This window comes from Streptococcus sp. HF-100 (assembly GCF_015594635.1).
GTDB classification, from domain to species: domain Bacteria; phylum Bacillota; class Bacilli; order Lactobacillales; family Streptococcaceae; genus Streptococcus; species Streptococcus vaginalis.
The window spans coordinates 15,389-34,617 of sequence record NZ_JADNQV010000006.1; the positions used below are offsets into that span (position 1 = coordinate 15,389).

The window sequence follows — 19,229 nt, forward strand, 5'->3', positions numbered from 1 at the left end:
GCTAATTTTTACAAATAAATTTTTGTATTTGATGCTCTTCGAGTGAATTTTTGCAAATAATTTTTAGGAATCGATGCCTTCCGAGTGAATTTTTACACAGATTTTTAGTATAATGGAGCAAAGGAGGGCTAAAAATGAAAACACATCTTATTAGCCAAGTTATTCTAAAATACCTGTCTGGTCTTATGTTTTTGATTTTGCTCATTTTTATACCAGCAGGAAGTTTAGACTTTTGGAAGGGCTGGCTTCTCTTGGGATTGGTCTTTCTACCAATGCTCTTGATTGGAAGCCTTCTGTTCCTTTATAAACCTGACCTCCTCAGAAAAAGACTGGAAATGAAAGAGAAAGAAAAGGAACAAAAGCAGATCATTTTTTTGAGTGCTTTACTCTTTCTTGCTACCTTTATCTTAGCTGGTTTAGACTATCGTTTCTCTTGGTTTCAAGTTTCCAGCCGAATCACATGGTGTGCAAGTTTCATTTTTCTAGCATCCTATCTCCTCTATGCTGAAGTTCTGCGAGAAAATAACCATTTATTTAGAATTATTGATGTTCAAGACCAGCAAAACGTCATTTCAACTGGGCTTTACGGAATCGTCAGACATCCTATGTATCTAGCAACCCTTGGCCTGTTTCTGAGCATTCCGCTCATTTTAGGTTCACTTTTAGCTTTCCTTGTCATGCTTCTTTATCTTCCTATTATCAACCAGCGCATAAAAGGAGAAGAGGCTTTCTTAGAAAAGAATCTAGAAGGCTATCAAGAATACAAAAATCAAGTCACTACAAAAATCATTCCATTCCTATGGTAACAAAGAAAATGACAAACCCAAAACTCGCCTGCTTAGCCTTTTTTTGGTAAAATAGAAAAAAATAAGTCTAGAAAAGGTACCCTTATGAAACTCATCTCTTGGAATATTGACTCCCTCAACGCTGCCCTGACCAGTGATTCTGCCCGCGCTCAGCTCTCTCAGGCTGTTCTTCAGACGCTTCAGGCAGAAAAGGCGGATATTATCGCCATTCAGGAAACTAAATTATCTGCTAACGGACCAACTAAAAAACATCTAAAAGTTTTGGATGAATTATTCCCACATTATGAAACTACATGGCGCTCTTCTATAGAACCTGCACGTAAAGGTTATGCTGGGACTATGTTTCTCTATAAGAATAACCTGACACCAATCATCACTTTCCCAGAAATCGGCGCTCCTTCTACTATGGACGCCGAGGGGCGCATCATTACGTTGGAATTTGACAATTTTTTCGTTACACAAGTTTATACGCCAAATGCAGGTGATGGACTTAAACGCCTAGTAGAACGCCAAGTATGGGATCAAAAATATGCTGACTATCTAACAACTTTAGACAAAGAAAAACCTGTCCTTGCAACAGGAGACTACAATGTAGCTCACAATGAGATTGACCTCGCTCATCCTTCTAGCAACCGTCGCTCACCTGGATTTACAGATGAAGAACGATCCGGATTTACCAATCTGTTAAATCGTGGTTTTACTGATACTTTCCGTTACATTCACGGCGATATTCCAAATGTTTATAGCTGGTGGGCACAACGCAGCAAGACCAGCAAAATCAATAACAGTGGCTGGAGAATTGATTACTGGCTGACCAGCAATCGAATTGCAGGCAAAGTTACTAAGTCAGAAATGATTGATTCAGGAGCAAGGCAAGACCACACACCAATTGTATTGGAAATTGAGTTATAAAAAAAGAGGTTTCCCCTCTTTTTTTTTCAATCAAAATGGTACAACTGCGGATATTGATCGCATTTAGGATTTCTAGGATGGCAAATTTCACGGCCAAAGCAAATCATAGCTTGGTGAGCTGGAAGCCATTCATTTTTGGGCAGAACTTCCATCACACGTTGTTCGACTTCTAAAGGACTAGCGGACTTTTTAACAATATCATGGTGTTTGCAAATCCGCTCCACATGGGTATCCACCGCAAAAGCTGGAATACCAAAGCCAACACTCATGACCACATTGGCTGTTTTGCGTCCCACACCCGCAAGACTTTCCAATTCTTTTCGTGTATGTGGGACTTGACCGCCAAAGTCATCTAGCAACTGCTGAGCACATTTTTTCAAAAACTTAGCCTTATTGCGATAAAGCCCCAGACGAGCAATATAGCTGGCAATTTCGCTTTCTGAAGCTGCCGCCATTTCCTGTGGAGTTGGATAGGCTTTAAAAAGGGCTGGTGTGACTGTGTTGACTGCTGCATCGGTCGTTTGAGCTGACAGCATGACTGCGACTAACAATTCAAAATAATTGGTAAAATTCAAGCTAGGTTTTGCATCTGGAAATAGGGCAATGATTTCCTCAATTACCTTTCGCGCACGTTTTTTTGATAAAACCATTTTTTCTCTTTTCGTTTTTTACTAATATTCAATGAAAATCAAACAGTCTCACAGACTGTTTAGCAACCTTGCAAGGTGAGACTATACAAAATATCTGACGGAATATGTTGTATCGGATGATTAAATCAAAAGAGCGACGATTAACATTTTCAAATTTTAGTTCTATCTCACTCCCAAGCTAACAAGGTTTGAAGAAATTTTCTCAGTGTATAAAAACATTATAACACGAACAGCAATGATACCAAAATAGAGAGCTTAAAAAGAAGTGAGACGACAAAATGGATTTCTTTAAAATCGCAATTGTTGCCTCACTTCTTTTTTATTTACAAATCTAATATTGCATATTCTATGCGGTAGCCTATTTGCAGGATTTTTCCGTCTTTTTCTAAGATTGGTCGTTTGATGAGCATGCCATCGGTTGCTAAAAGCTCTGCGGCTTCTTCGGCGGACAATCCTGATAGTTTATCTTTCAAACCTAGCTCACGATATTTGAGCCCGCTAGTGTTGAAGAAAGATTTGATGTTTAAATCAGAATTTTCCATCCAAGTTAAAATTTCCTCTTTACTCGGTGTTTCCTTGACAATATCCACTGCTTCAAAGTCCAAACCCAACTGGTTTAATTCAGCCTTGGCTTTGCGACAGGTCGAACATTTTGGATATTCAATAAATCGTAACATATCATTTTCTCCATTTGTATCATTTATCCAAAGCTTTCTCGCTAAGTTCTACGCCTTCATGCTCCAAAAGCCATATTTTCTTGTCTAATCCCCCAGCATAGCCGGTTAATTGTCCTTGACTTCCCAGCACCCGATGACAGGGAACGATGATAGAAAAGGGATTTCTACCCACAGCGCCACCAACAGCCTGCGCCGAGTGAATATCTAACTCCTTTGCTATCTGACCATACGTGACCGTTCTCCCATAAGGAATAGTTTGCAGATAAGTCCAGACCCGTTGTTGAAAATCCGTCCCAACAGGAGCCAAAACAAGACTCGAAAAGTCTGGATACTTTCCGCTAAAATAATCATCTAGCAAAAGACGAGTTCTTTTCAGAATATCATTTTCTACTGGCATCGTGACTTTCTCTAAACCACGCTCAAAATATTTCTGCTTGAAAAACCAAGCTCCAACAAGCCCTGTCTCATCAGCAACCAAAGACATTTCTCCTAAAGGGGAAATATAAATTTGTTTATAAAAAATCATTTTTACTCACTGACTTTCTCATGATAACGAGCATATAATTCACTCTTATTCCAGCCGTATTTTTTCGCTACTTCTTTGATAGCTTGATTTTTCTTTGTTCCTGCCGCTACTAGCTGTTCAATCTCTGCTAACAAATCCGCTTCTGACTGTTCAATCTCTTCTTCCTTAAAACCTTCTACGATTAACAAACATTCACCTTTTAGTGGTTTTTCCGAAATATGGTCTATCACTTCGGAAATCAGGCCACGTTGGTATTCCTCATAAATCTTAGTCAATTCCCGTACTAGAACAACGGAGCGATCTCCATAGATGCTGAACATATTTTCTAAAGTAGCCTTAACCCGATGAGGAGATTCGTAAAAGATCTGCGTCTCTGGGTAGGCTTTTTTATTAGAAAAAAACTCTTTTTGCTGACCAGCCTTGCGTGGCAAAAATCCATAAAAAATATGAGGTTGCGGAGCAAGACCACTAGCTATCAAGGCTGAAATACCTGCACTGGGACCAGGAACAGTCACTGCTGCGATTTCCTCAGCAATAGCAGCTTTAACTAAATCATGCCCCGGATCCGAAATACTAGGCAAGCCGGCATCCGAAACCTGAGCAATATTCTGCCCGCTTTTCAGCAAACGAATCAAATCAGGGATTTTTTCTTTGGCATTATGCTCGTGAAAGCTAATCTGCTTCGTAGTAATACCAAAATGCTTGAGCAACAGACCAGTATTTCTGGTATCTTCTGCTGCAATGAAATCAACTTCTTTCAGAGTATTCACCATACGGATACTCATATCGTCCATATTCCCAATCGGAGTAGCCACCAGATAGAGCTTCCCATAAGGAGACTGACCTTTAAAACTTTTTTGAACCTGCATGCTTACTCCCTAAAAAGTAATTCATCACAAAACATACATTCTGCATCATTTTCACGACGCTGACCATAAAAATCTGTGCACACATGAAAACCATCTTCATAGAGTTTGCGCAAATTATCCCGGTTTCTTTTTGTTTTTAGTGTTGCTGCATGCTCTACCTGTCCTAATCGCTCTCTTAATTTATCATTTTCCAAGCGCAGCGCTACATTTTCTTCCACCACGCTTTTCAGATTTTTCTTAATCGCTTCTACTTCTGCTAAAGTAACAAGCAGATTTTGAGAAAATTCATCAAGAGCATCAAATAATTCTTTTTTATTCATCCTCACTACCATTTTCCTGTACCAACGTAGCCATCATTCTCTTTCTTGTAACACCATATATTCTAGTGCATTTTGAAAACTAACATTGGCTCGCCACATTTTTCTTGCTGTAAATATACCTTCTAAATAGAAGCGTCCACATGTTGTTTGCATTTCTTTTGCAAAGAGAAGCTCCAAGAGTTTCAAAGCCTGTTCTTGCTTTTCCTTATCATCTGCCAGACTAGCCAACTTCGCAACCTGCAAATAAGCAGTCTCTTTTCGGTTTAAGCAAAGCGATGCAAAACGATCACATTCTGCTGCCAAGTCAAAAAAAGCTGGACTAGCTGCCAAACGCATGGCTTCTTCTTCTGTTTGACTATAAGCAGTTAACAATTCTGCTTGTGTCTTTATCAGCCCAGTCTGCTCCAATTTTTCAAGCAAATAGGCTTGATTTTTTGGAAAATGAAATAGCTGCGCTCGGCTTTTAATCGTGGGCAAAATAAGATTTTCATCCGCTGTCAACAAGAAAATATACACTTCACTTTGTGGCTCTTCAATGACCTTCAACAGCGAATTAGCTGCATTGACATGCATCTTGTCCGCATCACAAATGATAAACACTTGCTTGCTGCTTTCAAACCCTGACTGAGAAAAATTGCGTACTAATTCTCGGACACGCTCCGTCTTGATAATCTGATTGACAGGACGGACGACTGTCACATCTGAAAAATCCTCTTCCTCAATCAACCGACAATTTCGACATTCTCCACAGGGTAAGACACCATTTTTATTGGTACAAAATAAATTCTGTGCTAAACATTGAGCCATTTCAAAACTGCCGAAAGCCCCTGTAAACAGATAAGCATGATTCAGCCGATGTTGCTGTAAAATGTGCTCAAAACGTTCAAACAAAACTGGCTGCAACTGAGCTAATTCTTCTATTTTCATCTTAAACTCTCAACTCGTTCTGCCAATACTGCTAAAGTATCTGCAACGACCTTTTCTAATGGCTGACTGGCATCAATCTTTCTCACACGATTCGGTTCTTTTTTAAGAATAGACAAATACCCCTCACGCACGCGCCGATGCCATTCCACACTTTCACGATCCAAGCGATCTGCTCCACGCTCCTTGCTCTTAGCAATGCGGGCTAAGCCTTCCTCTGCTTCAATATCAAAATAAAGGGTCAAATCCGGTTTTAGACCGTCTGTCGCAAAATCATTTAGCCAATCAATGTCTACTACCTTGAGTCCGCGACCAAAACCTTGATACGCCACCGAACTATCAATAAAGCGATCCACCAGCACCATTTCACCACGATCTAAAGCAGGTAAAATACGTTCCACCAAATGTTGCCTGCGACTGGCAATATAGAGGAGCAGTTCCGTTTTTTCATCGATTTCCGTATGCTTCGGATCTAAAACAACATCGCGAATCTTCTCCGCTACTGCCACTCCACCAGGCTCACGCGTTGTGATAAACGCCTGCCCTTTTGCTTCTAAAATGGGAATCAAGGCTTCTAAAACACTTGATTTTCCTGCACCGTCTGGTCCCTCTAAAGAGATGAATATTCCTTTTGACATACTAACTCATTTCTTCCTTTTTCTCCTTTCTATTTTAACAAAAAACTCCAGAAAAATCATTGCCAGAAAAAGTTTAAAAAAATTTTTTCAAAATGATACATAAGTTTTCAAGATTTGATACAATAGAATGTACAGAAATTATTAGGAGGTTATTATGTCTAAGTTTAAAAACTATCTGACGATTATTCTAGGAGCTGGAATTTTTGCTTTCGCCATCAATTATCTGATTATTCCAAATCATTTGTATGAAGGGGGCGCGACTGGAGTGACCCTCATTACATACTATCTATTTAAAATTCCCGTTTCACTGATGAATCTCATCATCAACATTCCTCTTTTCATTATTGCTTGGAGAATTTTTGGCTCGCGACTTTTGTACTCTAGTATTTTAGGTACTTTTGCCGTTTCTGCTTGGCTGGCGGTCTTTGAAAAAATCCCTTTCGTGATTAACCTTGAAGGCGACCTCGTGATTGTGACGCTTCTAACAGGGATTATTGCTGGCGTTGGACTAGGAATTGTTTTCAATGCCGGTGGTACGACTGGCGGTACCGATATTATTGCTCGAATCGCTAATAAGTATACGAATATCTCCATGGGGAAATTGATGTTTACTGTAGACTTCTGCGTCCTTATTTTCGTTATACTTGTTTTTAAAGATGTTCGCCTAGTGACTTATACCTTGATTTTTGTCTTTATTGCTTCACGGGTGATTGACTTGATTGGTGAAGGCGGTTATGCCGGCAAGGGCTTCATGGTTATTACTAGCCGCCCAGAAGAATTAGCAAAGAAAATTGACGAAGATCTCGGTCGTGGAATTACTTTCATCAATGGACAAGGCTACTACAGCGAGAATGATTTGAAACTCATTTACTGCGTCGTTGGACGAAACGAAATGCAATCCATGAAAAAAGTTATTCATAGCGTCGATCCACATGCCTTTATTACCATTACAGATGCCCATGAAATCCTTGGTGAAGGCTTTACCTTAGATGTCAATAAGCAACCAATTCAGAAATAATCTTGCTCCCATTATAAAAAACGCATGATCACAGTTAAAAGACTGCTCTCATGCGTTTTTGTTATCTTATAAAGCTTTTGCGGAAGTACGAGTAATGTCTTCTACCTGAATGCCTTTGTCTTCAAATTTCGCTTTTAAAGCCGGCAAATCCACATTACCATCAATTTGAACTTCAATGATAACCTTGCCATCTTTGCGTGGAATATTAACAGCGTTAGAGATATTGAGATTTTCTTCGACAATCAAATGCACAATCTTCTCCAACACGCCGACTTCATCTTCTGTAATGAAACGCACGCGAATGCCTTCTTCACCATAGCCAGCAATTTCAAGAAAGGCTCTGAAAACATCACGATCTGTAATGACGCCGTATACTTGCTGATTGTCCACCACTGGCAAAATGCCAATTTTATTTTTCAACATCAAGTAAGTAGCATCTTCCAAACTAGCAAATTGTGACACCGTCACCACATCACGAATCATGACGTCTTTAATCTTTGTCTTGTTTAGCAAATAATTCATCTCGTAAATAGATAAGCTCGTTGCTTTTGAAGGTCTTGCTTCGGCGATCGTTCCTTCAGTCACCAAACCAACCAATTGGTCATTTTCAATAACAGGAAGCCGGTGCAATCCCTGCTCACGCATAATATCCGCCGCATGCGCTACTGTCGTGTCTGGGCTAATATACACCACTTTTCGCGTCATAAAATCTTTAACTGCCATGGAAATCTCCTTTATCTCTGATTTTTCAGTTCTATTATACTGTATTTTCTAGTTTATTTCAAACGCTTTCAAGGTACTTGCTTATGTTTTCAAGAATAATATTAGTGAATAAAAAAGAAGTAGAAAACCACTTCTTTCTCCTTTTTTCACCCACCGAGATAAGCCTTGCGGACTTCATCGGAAGCGAGCAATTCTTTTCCTGTGCCAGACAAGACGATATTTCCTGTTTCTAAAACATAGCCACGGTCGGCAATTGAGAGGGCTTTGTTAGCATTTTGCTCAATCAATAAAACCGTTGTGCCTTGTTTTTGAATATCTTGAATAATATCAAAAATTTCTTGAATGAAGAGAGGAGCCAGTCCCATTGAAGGCTCATCTAAAAGCAGGAGTTTTGGAGTAGACATAAGAGCTCGTCCCATAGCAAGCATCTGCTGCTCACCTCCAGAAAGAGTTGCAGCGTCTTGATTTTTACGTTCTTCTAAACGCGGAAAGCGTGAGAAGACTTTTTTTAGATTTGCTTGATTTTCATCGCGATTTGTTTTTAAGAAAGCACCCATTTCTAGGTTTTCCAAAACAGTCAGGCCTGGGAAAACATGGCGTCCTTCGGGTACCTGAGAAAGCCCTGCTGCTACAATTTTCTGAGCAGGAACTTTTTGAATTTCATTTCCTAGAAACTCAATTTTTCCTGCACTTGGACGAACCAGTCCTGAAATGGTCCGAAGAATCGTCGTTTTTCCAGCACCATTGGCACCGATGAGAGAAACAACTTCGCCCTCATTGACTTCAAAGCTGACATCTCGGACAGCCTGAATCATGCCATAATGGACGGAAAGATTTTCAACTTTTAGCATAGACATTAGGCTTCACCTCCTAGATAGGCTTCGATAACACGCTTATCATTTTTGATCTCGTCAGGAGTTCCGTGTGCGATCAAACGACCATACTCCAATACATAAATTCGTTCCGTCACTTCCATGACTAAACTCATGTCATGCTCAATCAGCATGATTGTGATTTGGAATTCATTTTTTATGCGACGAATTAACTCTGTCAATTCTGCTGTTTCCTGTGGATTCATTCCCGCAGCAGGCTCATCAAGAAAGAGAATTTTTGGTTCTGTTGCTAGAGCACGCACAATTTCCAAACGACGTTGTTGACCGTAAGCTAAATTCTTAGCAAGTGTTTCTGCTTCACCGTCTAGGTCAAAGATTTTTAGCAATTCCAGAGCTTTCTCACGCAATTCTGCTTCATTTTTATAGAAAGCTGGCAAACGAAAGAAACTAGCAAAAACATGTGCTTTGTGGTGGTTTCCCAAAGCAATCAAGACATTCTCTAAGACTGTCAAATCTTTAAATAAGCGAATATTTTGGAATGTCCGACTGAGTCCCAAAGAAGCAATCTTATAAGGAGCCTTGCCATTGAGCAAATGCCCATCCAAGGTCACGCTTCCTTCACTTGGCTCATAAACACCGGTCAGTAAATTAAATAAAGTTGTTTTTCCTGCACCATTTGGACCAATGAGACCGACTAATTCTCCCTCATTTAGCTCCAAGCTCACATCGCCAACAGCAGTCAACCCACCGAAATTTTTTGTTAGATTTTTTACATCAAGAAGCGCCATTAGTTGACCTCCTTATCTTTTTTAAAGAAGCGTGAGAGGCTTAATTCCCATGTACCAAGAAGTCCTCCCGGACGGAAAATCATCACTAAAATTAAAGCAAGAGAGTAAATAATCATCCGAATACTTGCTACATTTTGAAGTACCATGTTTAAAATTCCCAAGACAATCGCTGCAACAATGGTTCCTGTCATGGAACCCAAGCCACCAAATACCACGATAATCAAGACATTGATGCTATTGATAAAAGTATAATCTTTCGGCACAACAGAGCCAATAAATCCTGCTTGGAGTGAGCCTGCGATACTAGCTGTCATCGCTCCAAAAACAAAGGCAATTACTTTGATTTTAGTGGTATTGACCCCTACAGACTCTGCTGCAATTTCATCTTCACGAACTGACAAGGTTGCTCGTCCAATCGGGCTGCGCAAGAAATTGATGGTTAAAATAGTTGTGATAACTACAAAGAAATACACCATTTGCCAATCGGTAAAAGCAGGAATACCAAGAATACCCGCAGCTCCATTAGTCAAATCGCCTCCGTTGATGATTAAAATTCGAATGATTTCAGAAACTCCAAGCGTAGCAATTGCGAGGTAATCACCTTTCAGACGAAGAGTAGGAATCCCGACAACCAAAGCCACTGCTCCTGCAATCAACGCTCCTAATACCATAGCTGCAAAAAAGGCCGGATAAGTAGCTGATTTCGAGCCAATAATCGCAGCTGCATAGGCACCAATTGCCATAAATCCAGCATGTCCCAGAGAAAATTGACCTGAAAAACCGACAATCAAATTCAAACCTACTGCTAAAATAATGTTAATGCCGATTTGCTGTAAGATTTGCAAGTAAAAATCATTCAAAACTCCAGCGTTGACAAGGAGAGTCAGCAAACCGTAACCAGCAAGAAGGAGTACAAACCATAGAATATTTACTTTTACATTCTTTTTCATCGCTTACACCTTCTCTTTCACATTCTTACCAAGAATACCTGCAGGACGGACAAGTAAAATCAAGATTAAGATACCATACACAATCGCATCACGGAAATCTGACATACCAAAAGCTGTTGCAAAGGTTTCTAACAAACCAATGACAAAACCTCCCAATGCTGCTCCTGGGATAATACCAATCCCACCAAGTACTGCAGCGACAAACGATTTCAACCCTGGTGTCATTCCCATCAAAGGCTCAAGGGAATTATAATAAAGCGCAATGAGCACACCTGCCGCTCCTGCCAAAGCCGAACCCAAAGCAAAAGTGAAACTAATCGTACGATTGACATTAATTCCCATTAGTTGCGCCGCATCGCTATCGACCGAAACTGCCCGCATCGCTTTTCCCATTTTGGTCTTTTGAACAATAACTTGCAATAACACCATCAAGATTAAGGAAATGACCAAAATCATCAATTGGATATTGGTGAGACTAATCGGACCAAAATTATAACGAACCGTTTCAATCACTTGTGGGAACGAACGAGTATTGGCCCCCACAAAATACACCATCACGTACTCCAAGAAAAACGAAACACCAATTGCAGTAATCAAAGCTGCAATTCGAGTCGAATTTCTCAACGGGCGATAAGCCAAAAATTCGACTAGTACGCCTAAAGCCGCTGTCCCAATCATTGCCAAGATTAAGGCAAGGAAAAAATTAAGATGAAGGGAATTTATCAAGAAATACCCCATAAAAGCACCCATCATGTAAATATCTCCATGAGCGAAATTGATGAGTTTGATAATTCCATAAACCATGGTATAGCCGAGAGCGAGCAAAGCATAGACACTCCCTAAAATTAGACCATTAACAAGTTGTTGGAGCATGGCCACCACACTTTCTAAATATAATATCGATGAAAGGATGATGTGGTGATTCACATCTTTCTTATCCTATCGCAAAAAAAGAGTGAGTAAGTCGCGGTTTCAAAGAAATTGGTTCTCCTTACTCTCTATTCCAAGTTTGAGCAAAAGAAGTCGTCAGTTCCTTCTTCTCACCTTATAGCTGATTGATGTTAAACAATTTAAGACAGATCTAGCAGTTACTCTATCTTACAAATCATAATGAGCTACATTCTTAACACTAAGATATCTATCCTAACGATCTCTTTTAACCCATATAAAGAGAAGTAACTATCTACGATGTCCACCATAAATAGTTACTCTTCTATACACTATAAAATATATTTTAAGCAGTTCTTTATGAAAGATTATGGCTTAACTGTTTCAGCTGCTGTGACTTTCCCATTATTCATGGTCATCATAAAGGCTGTTTTTACAGTATTATGATGCTTGTCAAAGCTGGTATCACCTGTTACACCTTCAAAATTCTTTGTCTTAGCCATATTGTTTTTAATGTCAACAGATGTTTTCGCACCTTTGGCAGCATTAGCAACAAGATAAACAGAATCATATGCTAGCGCTGCAAATGTTGAAGGTTCTTCATTGTTGTATTTAGCCTTGTAAGCTTCTAGGAATTTCTTAGCTTTCGCTGAGACATCAACTGTTGAAGAGAAGCCTGAAATATAGTAGATATTTGAAGCTTTGGCTGGAGTTGCTTGTTGGACAAATTCTGCGCCATTAAAGCCATCACCACCAACGATTGGCTTATCAATTCCCATACCACGCGCTTGGTTGACAATTTTACCAGCTTCAGTATAGTAACCAGGGATGACAATTGCATCAAAATCTTTTCCCTTCATCTTGGTCAAAGCTGCTTGGAAGTCCGTATCACCAGCGACAAATTTTTCATCTGCAACAATCTTGCCTTTATACGCATTGCGGAAAGCTTTTGCAATACCTTTGGCATAATCACTTGAGTTATCTGTATAAAGCACAACTTTTTTCGCTTTTAACTTTTCTGTCACATATTTAGAAATGATTTTACCTTGGAAGCTATCCTGGAAAGTCCCAATGAATAAATACTCTTGATTTTTTGTCAAGCCATCTTGAGTAGCACTAGGTGAAATCAAGGGTACACCTGCTTTTGTCGCATTAGAAACAGCTGCTGCCGTTGCACCAGAAGTTGCAGGTCCTACAACTGCATTGACTTTCGATTGGGTTACTAAGTTGGTCGTTACAGAAGCTGCTTCTGCTGTTTCAGATTTATTATCTTTGTCCACTACTTCTAGTTTTTTTCCGTCAATACCACCGGCTTTGTTGATTTCATCAACAGCCAGTTGGGCACCTTTTTGTTCGGCCGTTCCATAAGCTGCTGTTGCACCAGTTTCTTCAAAGTTGAATCCGATTTTAATAGTTTTATCAGCAACTTTTGTACCAGTTGCATTGGAGCCACCTGACTTTACTTCCCCACAAGCGGCAAGAAGGGCAACGCTTGCAAGGGCAACAAATGATAGAGCAAATTTTTTCTTCATATTCTTATCTCCTCGTTCCGAAATGATATGTTTAGAATATATCGAATTATCTGACAATTGTCAAGTGGTAAATGAGATTTTTTTATATGTTTACGTTTTCTTTATCTCTAAACAAGCTTCCAACAAAGTCTGTGTCCAATTCTTGAATGTGACAGATCCGTACTTGTTTGACATATTTTTCTTTAGATAACCTTTGCATCGTCTCTTCTACCTGCTCTGTCGGAACATACAACTGGAGGTAACGATGCTTTTTAGAATGGTAGACAATATCGCCAATAGTTTCTATTTTTTTCACATCTCGATTGTAATACAAATACACAATCAAACCTGTTCGTTCTTCTTTTTTAAACATGAATTTTCTTTCTAATTTATTTTTATCATTTATAAGTATATCAAAAAAATGCCCATCAGAGGACATTTTTCGTACAGTAATAAACAATGATTAGTTTAAATTATTATTTGCCATGATTTCATCAATGAAGCCATAATCCAAGGTTTCTTGAGCGCTCATCCAATAATCGCGTTCTGCGTCTTTATGTACTTGCTTAATGGTTTTCCCTGAATTATCCGCAAGGATTTTCTCCAAGTTATTCCGTGTTTTCAGCAAATGCTCAGCTGCAATCGCCATATCGGTTTGCTGCGTACCGCTACCAGTTCCGCCCATTGGCTGATGAATCAGGTATTCTGCATTCGGCAACATGAAGCGCTTGCCTTTAGCACCACTTGAAGCAATAATGGTTCCCATGGAAGCAGCCATCCCCATGACAATTGTTTGGACATCTGACTTGATGAAGTTCATGGTATCCACAATCGCTAGACCAGCCGATACAGAACCACCTGGCGTATTGATGTAAAGATAAATATCTTTAGTATTATCTTGTGCATCAAGGAAAAGCAATTGCGCAATAATAGAATTAGCCATATTGTCCTCAACAGGACCTGTCAGCATAATAATGCGATCTTTTAATAAGCGTGAGTAAATATCGTAGGAACGTTCCCCACGACTTGTTTGTTCAATAACTACAGGAATCATTGTATTCTCCTTTTCATCTGATATTTAATCTGACTAACAATTTTTAGTGAGATTTTTCAAATATGAGACTATTATAGTCTTTTGGTCAAAAAAGGTCAAACATAAAACTCATTATTTTGTACCGAAAAGACGATCTCCTGCATCTCCCAATCCTGGAACGATATAGCCGTTTTCATTCAAGTGATCATCAAGGGCCGCTGTAAAAATTTCCACGTCTGGGTGAGCTTCCTGTAAAGCTGCCACACCTTCTGGCGCTGAAACAAGGCAGACAAATTTAATATTGTGCGCTCCGCGCTTTTTCAATGAATCAATGGCTAAAATGGCAGATCCACCTGTCGCCAGCATTGGATCCACCACAAAGATTTGACGTTGGCTAATATCTTCTGGTAACTTCACGAGGTACTCAACTGGTTTTAGGGTTTCTTCGTCGCGATACATACCAATATGTCCAACTTTAGCAGCTGGCACAAGGCTCAAAAGACCATCCACCATACCGATACCTGCACGTAAGATTGGAACAATGGCTAATTTTTTACCAGCCAATTGTTTTTGAACCGTCTTTGTAATCGGCGTTTCAATTTCCACATCTTCTAATGGTAAGTCACGTAAAACTTCATAGCCCATCAGCATAGCAATTTCATTTACTAACTCACGAAAAGCCTTAGTAGAGGTATCCGTACGACGTAAGATAGACAATTTATGCTGAATGAGCGGATGTGCGATCACTTGAAATTTTTCCATGATTGGTTTTCCTTCTTTCAATTTATTCTTCTTATTATATCAAAAAAACATAAAAAAGGCTCGTGACAAACAAGCCTTTTCAAAGATTGTCAATTGCTTACAACCATTCATGGTATTTCTTAATATAAAGATGCTTCACAAACGTAATACTTGCCATATATAAAATCATGACAAGGATTAAGAATAAGAAATAAGTACCGTTTAATGGAGCCACTTTTAAAAGTGCTGCAAAAGGACCGTAGGGCAATAAGGTTACAAAGAACACGGCTGCTAGCGTTGTCATAACTACAGACAAAGCCGGTCTGCTTTGAATAAATGGCAGTTTAGGTGAGCGTAGCATGTAGATAACCATGGTTTGCGTCCACATGGACTCAATAAACCAGCCTGTTTGGAAAATAGTAATGAACTCGCTAGACATACCATGATGGTAAACAGAACCTGTCATCATCGGTGCGATGATAAAGAACAAAATCAAAAAGGTCAAACAGTCAAAAATAGAACTAATCGGACCAATCCAAGCCATGAAGCGCGTAATGGATTTGGCACTCCAAATGCGAGGTTTTTGCAAAAATTCACGGTCGACATTGTCAAATGGCAAAGCGATACAAGAAATATCATACACCAAGTTTAGCACAATCAGATGAATCGGTGCCATAGGCAAAAATGGTAGGAAAATACTTGAAATCAACAAGGAAAAGATATTCCCGAAGTTGGAACTGACTGTCATCTTGATATATTTGGTCATATTAGCATAGACTTTGCGACCTTCCACCAAGCCTTTTTCAAGCACCAACAAGTCCTTATCTAACAGGATAACATCAGCTGTTTCTTTAGCAATATCGACAGCTGTATCAACTGAAATCCCTACATCAGCTACTTTCATAGAAGGTGCATCATTGATGCCGTCTCCCATATAGCCAACCTTATGCCCATTTGCTTTCAGCTGCAAAATGATACGCGCTTTTTGGTCGGGAGATAATTTTGCAAAAACAGTTGTGGTTTCAACCACCTTGCTCAATTCGTCATCCGACATCGTTTCAATCACAGAGCCAAGTAGGATATGTTCTGCATCTAAGCCAACTTTTTCACAGACTGCTTCTGTGACTTTTTCATTGTCCCCTGTCAAAATTTTGGTGGCAACACCATATTCTGTTAAAGCCTTGATAGCAGGCGCTGCAGAAGGTTTTGGCGGGTCAAGGAAAGCAAGATAACCCGTCAAAATCATATCAGACTCATCTTCTACTGTGTATTCATAGTCAGCATCTAAGTCTGAGCGATAGCTAACCCCCAGCACGCGCAGACCTTGCTCATTTAACTGTGCTACTTCTGCTAAAATTTCTTGACGAATTTCCTCTGTCAAAGGAAGGATTTCCCCTTTGTCTTCGACATAATTTGAAATGGCTAACATTTCTTCCAAAGCACCTTTTGTTACCATGCTAACGACATTTTCATCATCTCGAACCAGCACACTCATGCGGCGGCGTTCAAAATCAAAAGGCAATTCATCAATTTTCTTAAAAGTTTGGTCCAAGTTCCGAACGATTTCATGCTTTTCAGCTTCTTTTTCTGTCCGATTGATAATAGCACGATCCATTAGGTTTTTTAGCCCTGTTTGGTAATACGAATTAAGATACGCCCTGCGAAGAACGGCTAAATCAAGCTCTCCATGAATATCCAGCGGATATTCCAAGACAATCTCATCTTGCGTCAATGTACCTGTTTTATCCGTGCAAAGGATATCAATCGCTCCCAAATCTTGAATGGCATTGAGTTTCTTGATGACAACTTTTTCTTTTGCCATAAGAATAGAACCCTTAGCCAAGCTTGCAGTGATGACCATAGGCAGCATTTCTGGTGTCAAACCAACACCGACACTAAGTGCAAATACACCAGCCTCCAACCAATCTCCGTCTGTCAGACCATTGATGAAAAAGACAACGGGCACAAGTACCAGCATGAGACGAATGAGCAACCATGAAATGCTGTTCATTTCCCGCTCAAATGAAGTTGGTTCATCATAAGTATTGAGCGTTTGCTCAATAGCACCCATCTTGGTATCGTCTCCAACGACCAGAACAAGAGCAATGGCACGGCCAGATATTACATTGGTTCCCATAAAGGCAAGTGCTTCAGACTCAAGCAAGCTATCTGCTTCTTTTGTCTCACATTTATCCAGCGCCATTTTTTCAACAGCATCACTTTCACCTGTCAAACCTGACTGTTGCACAAAGAAGTCGCGTGAATCCAAGATTAGCACATCTGCTGGCAGCATATCTCCTGCACTCAAGCGGATAATGTCTCCCACCACTAATTCTGTAATCGGAATTTCTTGCTCTTTTCCCTCACGAACAACTGTCACTGTATTGACAATCATACGTGAAAGATTACTGGCCGCTTTGTCGCTCCGCAATTCTTGCACAAAGCGAATACTACCAGACAACAAGACAAGGACAACGATGATGATAAATGTCGTCGGATCTTCTTGTCCTGGCTTTGCCAGCCAAACATTGGTAACCAAGGATACCAAAGCAATGAGTAAGAGAATAACGGTAAAGGGATTGATAATGGACTCATAAATCTTTTTAAAAATGGAATCTTCTTGCCCTTTTGTCAATTCATTTTCGCCGTATATATCACGGTTTTCTTCTACTTGCTCTTCTGTCAGCCCTGCTCTGGAAGTGTTGAAAAAAGTCATCGTATCCACTACAGACATGCGAAGAGCATCTGTTAATCTTTCTTTTGCTGTTTTCACTGATTTCTCCTCTATCTAAGACGCATCCAAGCAACAAAATAACTGCACACAGCTTTTTGCTCAGATATCGTTCATTTGCTAGAGTCGATTACAAAGGGAGCATGAGGAATGCTCATGTATGGTAATCGACTGATTTTCTGTTGACTCGGGTGATCATCATTTGCCATATTCCTCACTCCTTTCCCCTGCAGTTTCCTTTTAAAAAATCAGCTAAAAAACAATAAAATCCTACCATGAAAAACATGGCAGGACTGTATGTCTTGTGTTACCGTTCAAGCTTTAACTCCGTAGGGCGGTGAAATGACATTAGTCGAAACCTTAGCGATCTCAACTGCTAACCAACGCGTAGTGTCTCCACTACTTTGCGGTAGTCATCCGTATCCCTATGGTAGCCTCACCTACCGATTTTTCATACTAACTATACTCCACTTGAGAATGATTGTCAACCCAAAATGGCTGTTTCTGAAAATTTCTTTTCATTCTTATTGCGGCAAACAACGTACAATTCTCTTGCAAATCTCTTCTACTAAAGACTTAGGCGCTGCAATATTCAGCCTTGCATGAAGTTCGCCCTCACTTCCATAATCGCTTCCTCGATTGAGAATGACTTTGGCTTGGTCATGCAACAAAGTAAAAAGTTCATCATCTGTCAAACCATAATCGCTAAAATCAAGCCAAATTAGATACGTTCCTTGTGGTTTCATAACTTTTAACCGCGGAGCTTCTTTGGCAAAATAATCCACCGCAAATTGAATATTTTCTTCTAAAACAGCTTTTAATGCCACCAACCAAGGTTTGCCATAGCGATAGGCCGTTTCTGTCGCAATATAACCTAAACTTGACACTTCATGGTGGTTATTGGCAAGCTGCTGACGTTTAAACCGTGCACGCAATGCAGGATTTTCAATAACAGCATAGGAATTTTTAGTGCCTGCAATATTAAAGGTCTTGGTAGCACTAGACAGTATGATGGTAAATTCTTTAAAATCAGGTGAAATGGTATTAAAGGAAACATGCTCATGACCAAACAAGGTCAAATCTTGATGAATCTCATCTGATACCAAGATAACCTGGTGTTTTTGACAAAGATGACCGATTCTTTCCAAAACCTCTCTTTCCCAAACACGTCCTCCGGGATTGTGCGGACTGCAAAGAAGATACAATTTCACATTATTTTCGACAATCTCTTTTTTCAATTGCTCAAAGTCAATTTGAAACAAACCGTTTTCTTCTTTGAGAGAATTAGATACCAATTTTCGATTGTTTAAGCGAACGCTACGAGCAAAAGGTGGATAGACAGGAGAATTGATTAGAACAGCGTCTCCTTCTTTGGTAAAGGCTTGAATCGCAAGAGAAATAGCTGGCACAACACCTTCTACAAAAACGATATCTTCCTTATCAAACGAATACTGATGTTCGCTCTTTTCCCAATCCAACACCGCTTGGAGCAGCTCATCACTCGCATAAGTATAGCCATAAACCAACTGCTCTGCATAGTCATGAATCGCATTTTTTACTTCCGGCATGACCTCAAAGTCCATATCTGCAATCCATGCTGGCAGCAATTGAGGATCTGTCTCTGTCTCTTTCCACTTATAAGTGTGGTGAGACAAGCGATTCGGTGCTGTTTGAAAATTGTATTTGCTCAT

The 19,229-nt window shown here is 39.8% G+C and carries 21 protein-coding genes and 1 riboswitch; of the genes, 3 read left to right on the forward strand and 18 right to left on the reverse strand.

All coding sequences use genetic code 11. The features are described 5' to 3' along the window. The first annotated feature begins 134 nt into the window (after window positions 1-134). Complete coding sequence (locus IYQ23_RS06610; RefSeq protein ID WP_006269831.1) at window positions 135-806, forward strand: methyltransferase family protein; 672 nt, start codon at window positions 135-137, stop codon at window positions 804-806. Between the two features lie 84 nt (window positions 807-890). Further along, window positions 891-1,718 (forward strand): exodeoxyribonuclease III, encoded by an 828-nt coding sequence (locus IYQ23_RS06615; protein ID WP_195674437.1) that lies wholly within the window; start codon window positions 891-893, stop codon window positions 1,716-1,718. Window positions 1,719-1,744: 26 nt separating this feature from the next. Here the strand turns inward: IYQ23_RS06615 and nth are convergent, their stop codons facing one another. The 7 genes from nth to tmk all read right to left on the reverse strand — a co-directional run bounded on the left by nth (window position 1,745) and on the right by tmk (window position 6,322). Next, window positions 1,745-2,368 (reverse strand): endonuclease III, encoded by a 624-nt coding sequence (gene nth / locus IYQ23_RS06620; RefSeq protein ID WP_195674438.1) that lies wholly within the window; start codon window positions 2,366-2,368, stop codon window positions 1,745-1,747. Between the two features lie 323 nt (window positions 2,369-2,691). Beyond that, window positions 2,692-3,045: an arsenate reductase family protein gene (locus tag IYQ23_RS06625; protein WP_003032389.1), complete on the reverse strand. Its 354-nt coding sequence runs from the start codon at window positions 3,043-3,045 to the stop codon at window positions 2,692-2,694. Window positions 3,046-3,064: 19 nt separating this feature from the next. Further along, on the reverse strand, window positions 3,065-3,571 hold the full coding sequence (locus IYQ23_RS06630; RefSeq protein WP_195674439.1) for a methylated-DNA--[protein]-cysteine S-methyltransferase: 507 nt from the start codon (window positions 3,569-3,571) through the stop codon (window positions 3,065-3,067). A gap of 2 nt (window positions 3,572-3,573) precedes the next feature. Continuing rightward, window positions 3,574-4,440 (reverse strand): 16S rRNA (cytidine(1402)-2'-O)-methyltransferase, encoded by an 867-nt coding sequence (gene rsmI, locus IYQ23_RS06635; RefSeq protein WP_195674440.1) that lies wholly within the window; start codon window positions 4,438-4,440, stop codon window positions 3,574-3,576. 2 nt (window positions 4,441-4,442) lie between these two features. Next, window positions 4,443-4,760: a DNA replication initiation control protein YabA gene (gene yabA / locus IYQ23_RS06640; protein WP_195674441.1), complete on the reverse strand. Its 318-nt coding sequence runs from the start codon at window positions 4,758-4,760 to the stop codon at window positions 4,443-4,445. A gap of 33 nt (window positions 4,761-4,793) precedes the next feature. Beyond that, a complete protein-coding gene (locus tag IYQ23_RS06645) occupies window positions 4,794-5,687 on the reverse strand; it encodes a DNA polymerase III subunit delta' (protein WP_195674442.1) in 894 nt (297 codons plus the stop codon). Further along, window positions 5,684-6,322, reverse strand: a complete 639-nt coding sequence (tmk, locus tag IYQ23_RS06650; protein ID WP_195674443.1) for a dTMP kinase — start codon at window positions 6,320-6,322, stop codon at window positions 5,684-5,686. Before tmk ends, IYQ23_RS06645 begins: the two co-directional genes overlap by 4 nt. Window positions 6,323-6,476: 154 nt before the next feature. On the opposite strand from tmk, the gene IYQ23_RS06655 reads away from it, so the two are divergent. Further along, the gene (locus IYQ23_RS06655; protein WP_195674444.1) at window positions 6,477-7,340 is read left to right on the forward strand and encodes a YitT family protein; all 864 of its coding nucleotides are present in this window, start codon (window positions 6,477-6,479) and stop codon (window positions 7,338-7,340) included. A 66-nt stretch (window positions 7,341-7,406) separates the two neighbouring features. Here the strand turns inward: IYQ23_RS06655 and IYQ23_RS06660 are convergent, their stop codons facing one another. The 11 genes from IYQ23_RS06660 to IYQ23_RS06710 all read right to left on the reverse strand — a co-directional run bounded on the left by IYQ23_RS06660 (window position 7,407) and on the right by IYQ23_RS06710 (window position 19,229). Beyond that, window positions 7,407-8,063: a CBS domain-containing protein gene (locus IYQ23_RS06660; protein WP_195674445.1), complete on the reverse strand. Its 657-nt coding sequence runs from the start codon at window positions 8,061-8,063 to the stop codon at window positions 7,407-7,409. 146 nt (window positions 8,064-8,209) lie between these two features. Beyond that, the gene (locus IYQ23_RS06665) at window positions 8,210-8,920 is read right to left on the reverse strand and encodes an ABC transporter ATP-binding protein (RefSeq protein ID WP_003032369.1); all 711 of its coding nucleotides are present in this window, start codon (window positions 8,918-8,920) and stop codon (window positions 8,210-8,212) included. Further along, entirely contained in the window at window positions 8,920-9,684 is a 765-nt protein-coding gene (locus IYQ23_RS06670; protein WP_003025619.1) for an ABC transporter ATP-binding protein, read from the reverse strand. The genes IYQ23_RS06665 and IYQ23_RS06670 overlap by 1 nt, the downstream gene beginning before the upstream one ends. Beyond that, window positions 9,684-10,634 (reverse strand): branched-chain amino acid ABC transporter permease, encoded by a 951-nt coding sequence (locus tag IYQ23_RS06675; protein ID WP_195674446.1) that lies wholly within the window; start codon window positions 10,632-10,634, stop codon window positions 9,684-9,686. The genes IYQ23_RS06670 and IYQ23_RS06675 overlap by 1 nt, the downstream gene beginning before the upstream one ends. A gap of 3 nt (window positions 10,635-10,637) precedes the next feature. Then, a complete protein-coding gene (locus IYQ23_RS06680; protein WP_018543650.1) occupies window positions 10,638-11,507 on the reverse strand; it encodes a branched-chain amino acid ABC transporter permease in 870 nt (289 codons plus the stop codon). 383 nt (window positions 11,508-11,890) lie between these two features. Then, entirely contained in the window at window positions 11,891-13,054 is a 1,164-nt protein-coding gene (locus IYQ23_RS06685) for an ABC transporter substrate-binding protein (protein ID WP_195674447.1), read from the reverse strand. Between the two features lie 82 nt (window positions 13,055-13,136). Further along, a complete protein-coding gene (locus tag IYQ23_RS06690) occupies window positions 13,137-13,406 on the reverse strand; it encodes a YlbG family protein (RefSeq protein ID WP_003033867.1) in 270 nt (89 codons plus the stop codon). A 90-nt stretch (window positions 13,407-13,496) separates the two neighbouring features. After that, window positions 13,497-14,111, reverse strand: a complete 615-nt coding sequence (locus IYQ23_RS06695; protein ID WP_223349572.1) for an ATP-dependent Clp protease proteolytic subunit — start codon at window positions 14,109-14,111, stop codon at window positions 13,497-13,499. Between the two features lie 87 nt (window positions 14,112-14,198). Then, entirely contained in the window at window positions 14,199-14,828 is a 630-nt protein-coding gene (gene upp, locus IYQ23_RS06700; RefSeq protein ID WP_020999498.1) for a uracil phosphoribosyltransferase, read from the reverse strand. Window positions 14,829-14,925: 97 nt separating this feature from the next. After that, window positions 14,926-17,580, reverse strand: a complete 2,655-nt coding sequence (mgtA, locus tag IYQ23_RS06705) for a magnesium-translocating P-type ATPase (protein ID WP_195674448.1) — start codon at window positions 17,578-17,580, stop codon at window positions 14,926-14,928. A gap of 260 nt (window positions 17,581-17,840) precedes the next feature. Next, a riboswitch (M-box (ykoK) riboswitch) is annotated at window positions 17,841-17,993 on the reverse strand. A 69-nt stretch (window positions 17,994-18,062) separates the two neighbouring features. Then, complete coding sequence (locus IYQ23_RS06710; RefSeq protein WP_195674449.1) at window positions 18,063-19,229, reverse strand: MalY/PatB family protein; 1,167 nt, start codon at window positions 19,227-19,229, stop codon at window positions 18,063-18,065.

Bases quoted from the DNA above. Each gene is read 5' to 3' on its own strand.
- IYQ23_RS06675 (WP_195674446.1), bottom strand. From the start codon at position 10,634: ATGAAAAAGAATGTAAAAGTAAATATTCTATGGTTTGTACTCCTTCTT.
- rsmI (WP_195674440.1), bottom strand. From the start codon at position 4,440: ATGCAGGTTCAAAAAAGTTTTAAAGGTCAGTCTCCTTATGGGAAGCTC.
- yabA (WP_195674441.1), bottom strand. From the start codon at position 4,760: ATGAATAAAAAAGAATTATTTGATGCTCTTGATGAATTTTCTCAAAAT.
- IYQ23_RS06685 (WP_195674447.1), bottom strand. From the start codon at position 13,054: ATGAAGAAAAAATTTGCTCTATCATTTGTTGCCCTTGCAAGCGTTGCC.
- IYQ23_RS06665 (WP_003032369.1), bottom strand. From the start codon at position 8,920: ATGTCTATGCTAAAAGTTGAAAATCTTTCCGTCCATTATGGCATGATT.
- IYQ23_RS06660 (WP_195674445.1), bottom strand. From the start codon at position 8,063: ATGGCAGTTAAAGATTTTATGACGCGAAAAGTGGTGTATATTAGCCCA.
- IYQ23_RS06630 (WP_195674439.1), bottom strand. From the start codon at position 3,571: ATGATTTTTTATAAACAAATTTATATTTCCCCTTTAGGAGAAATGTCT.
- IYQ23_RS06655 (WP_195674444.1), top strand. From the start codon at position 6,477: ATGTCTAAGTTTAAAAACTATCTGACGATTATTCTAGGAGCTGGAATT.
- IYQ23_RS06680 (WP_018543650.1), bottom strand. From the start codon at position 11,507: ATGCTCCAACAACTTGTTAATGGTCTAATTTTAGGGAGTGTCTATGCT.
- IYQ23_RS06670 (WP_003025619.1), bottom strand. From the start codon at position 9,684: ATGGCGCTTCTTGATGTAAAAAATCTAACAAAAAATTTCGGTGGGTTG.
- tmk (WP_195674443.1), bottom strand. From the start codon at position 6,322: ATGTCAAAAGGAATATTCATCTCTTTAGAGGGACCAGACGGTGCAGGA.
- upp (WP_020999498.1), bottom strand. From the start codon at position 14,828: ATGGAAAAATTTCAAGTGATCGCACATCCGCTCATTCAGCATAAATTG.
- nth (WP_195674438.1), bottom strand. From the start codon at position 2,368: ATGGTTTTATCAAAAAAACGTGCGCGAAAGGTAATTGAGGAAATCATT.
- IYQ23_RS06615 (WP_195674437.1), top strand. From the start codon at position 891: ATGAAACTCATCTCTTGGAATATTGACTCCCTCAACGCTGCCCTGACC.
- IYQ23_RS06710 (WP_195674449.1), bottom strand. From the start codon at position 19,229: ATGAGCAAATACAATTTTCAAACAGCACCGAATCGCTTGTCTCACCAC.
- IYQ23_RS06625 (WP_003032389.1), bottom strand. From the start codon at position 3,045: ATGTTACGATTTATTGAATATCCAAAATGTTCGACCTGTCGCAAAGCC.
- IYQ23_RS06645 (WP_195674442.1), bottom strand. From the start codon at position 5,687: ATGAAAATAGAAGAATTAGCTCAGTTGCAGCCAGTTTTGTTTGAACGT.
- IYQ23_RS06690 (WP_003033867.1), bottom strand. From the start codon at position 13,406: ATGTTTAAAAAAGAAGAACGAACAGGTTTGATTGTGTATTTGTATTAC.
- IYQ23_RS06610 (WP_006269831.1), top strand. From the start codon at position 135: ATGAAAACACATCTTATTAGCCAAGTTATTCTAAAATACCTGTCTGGT.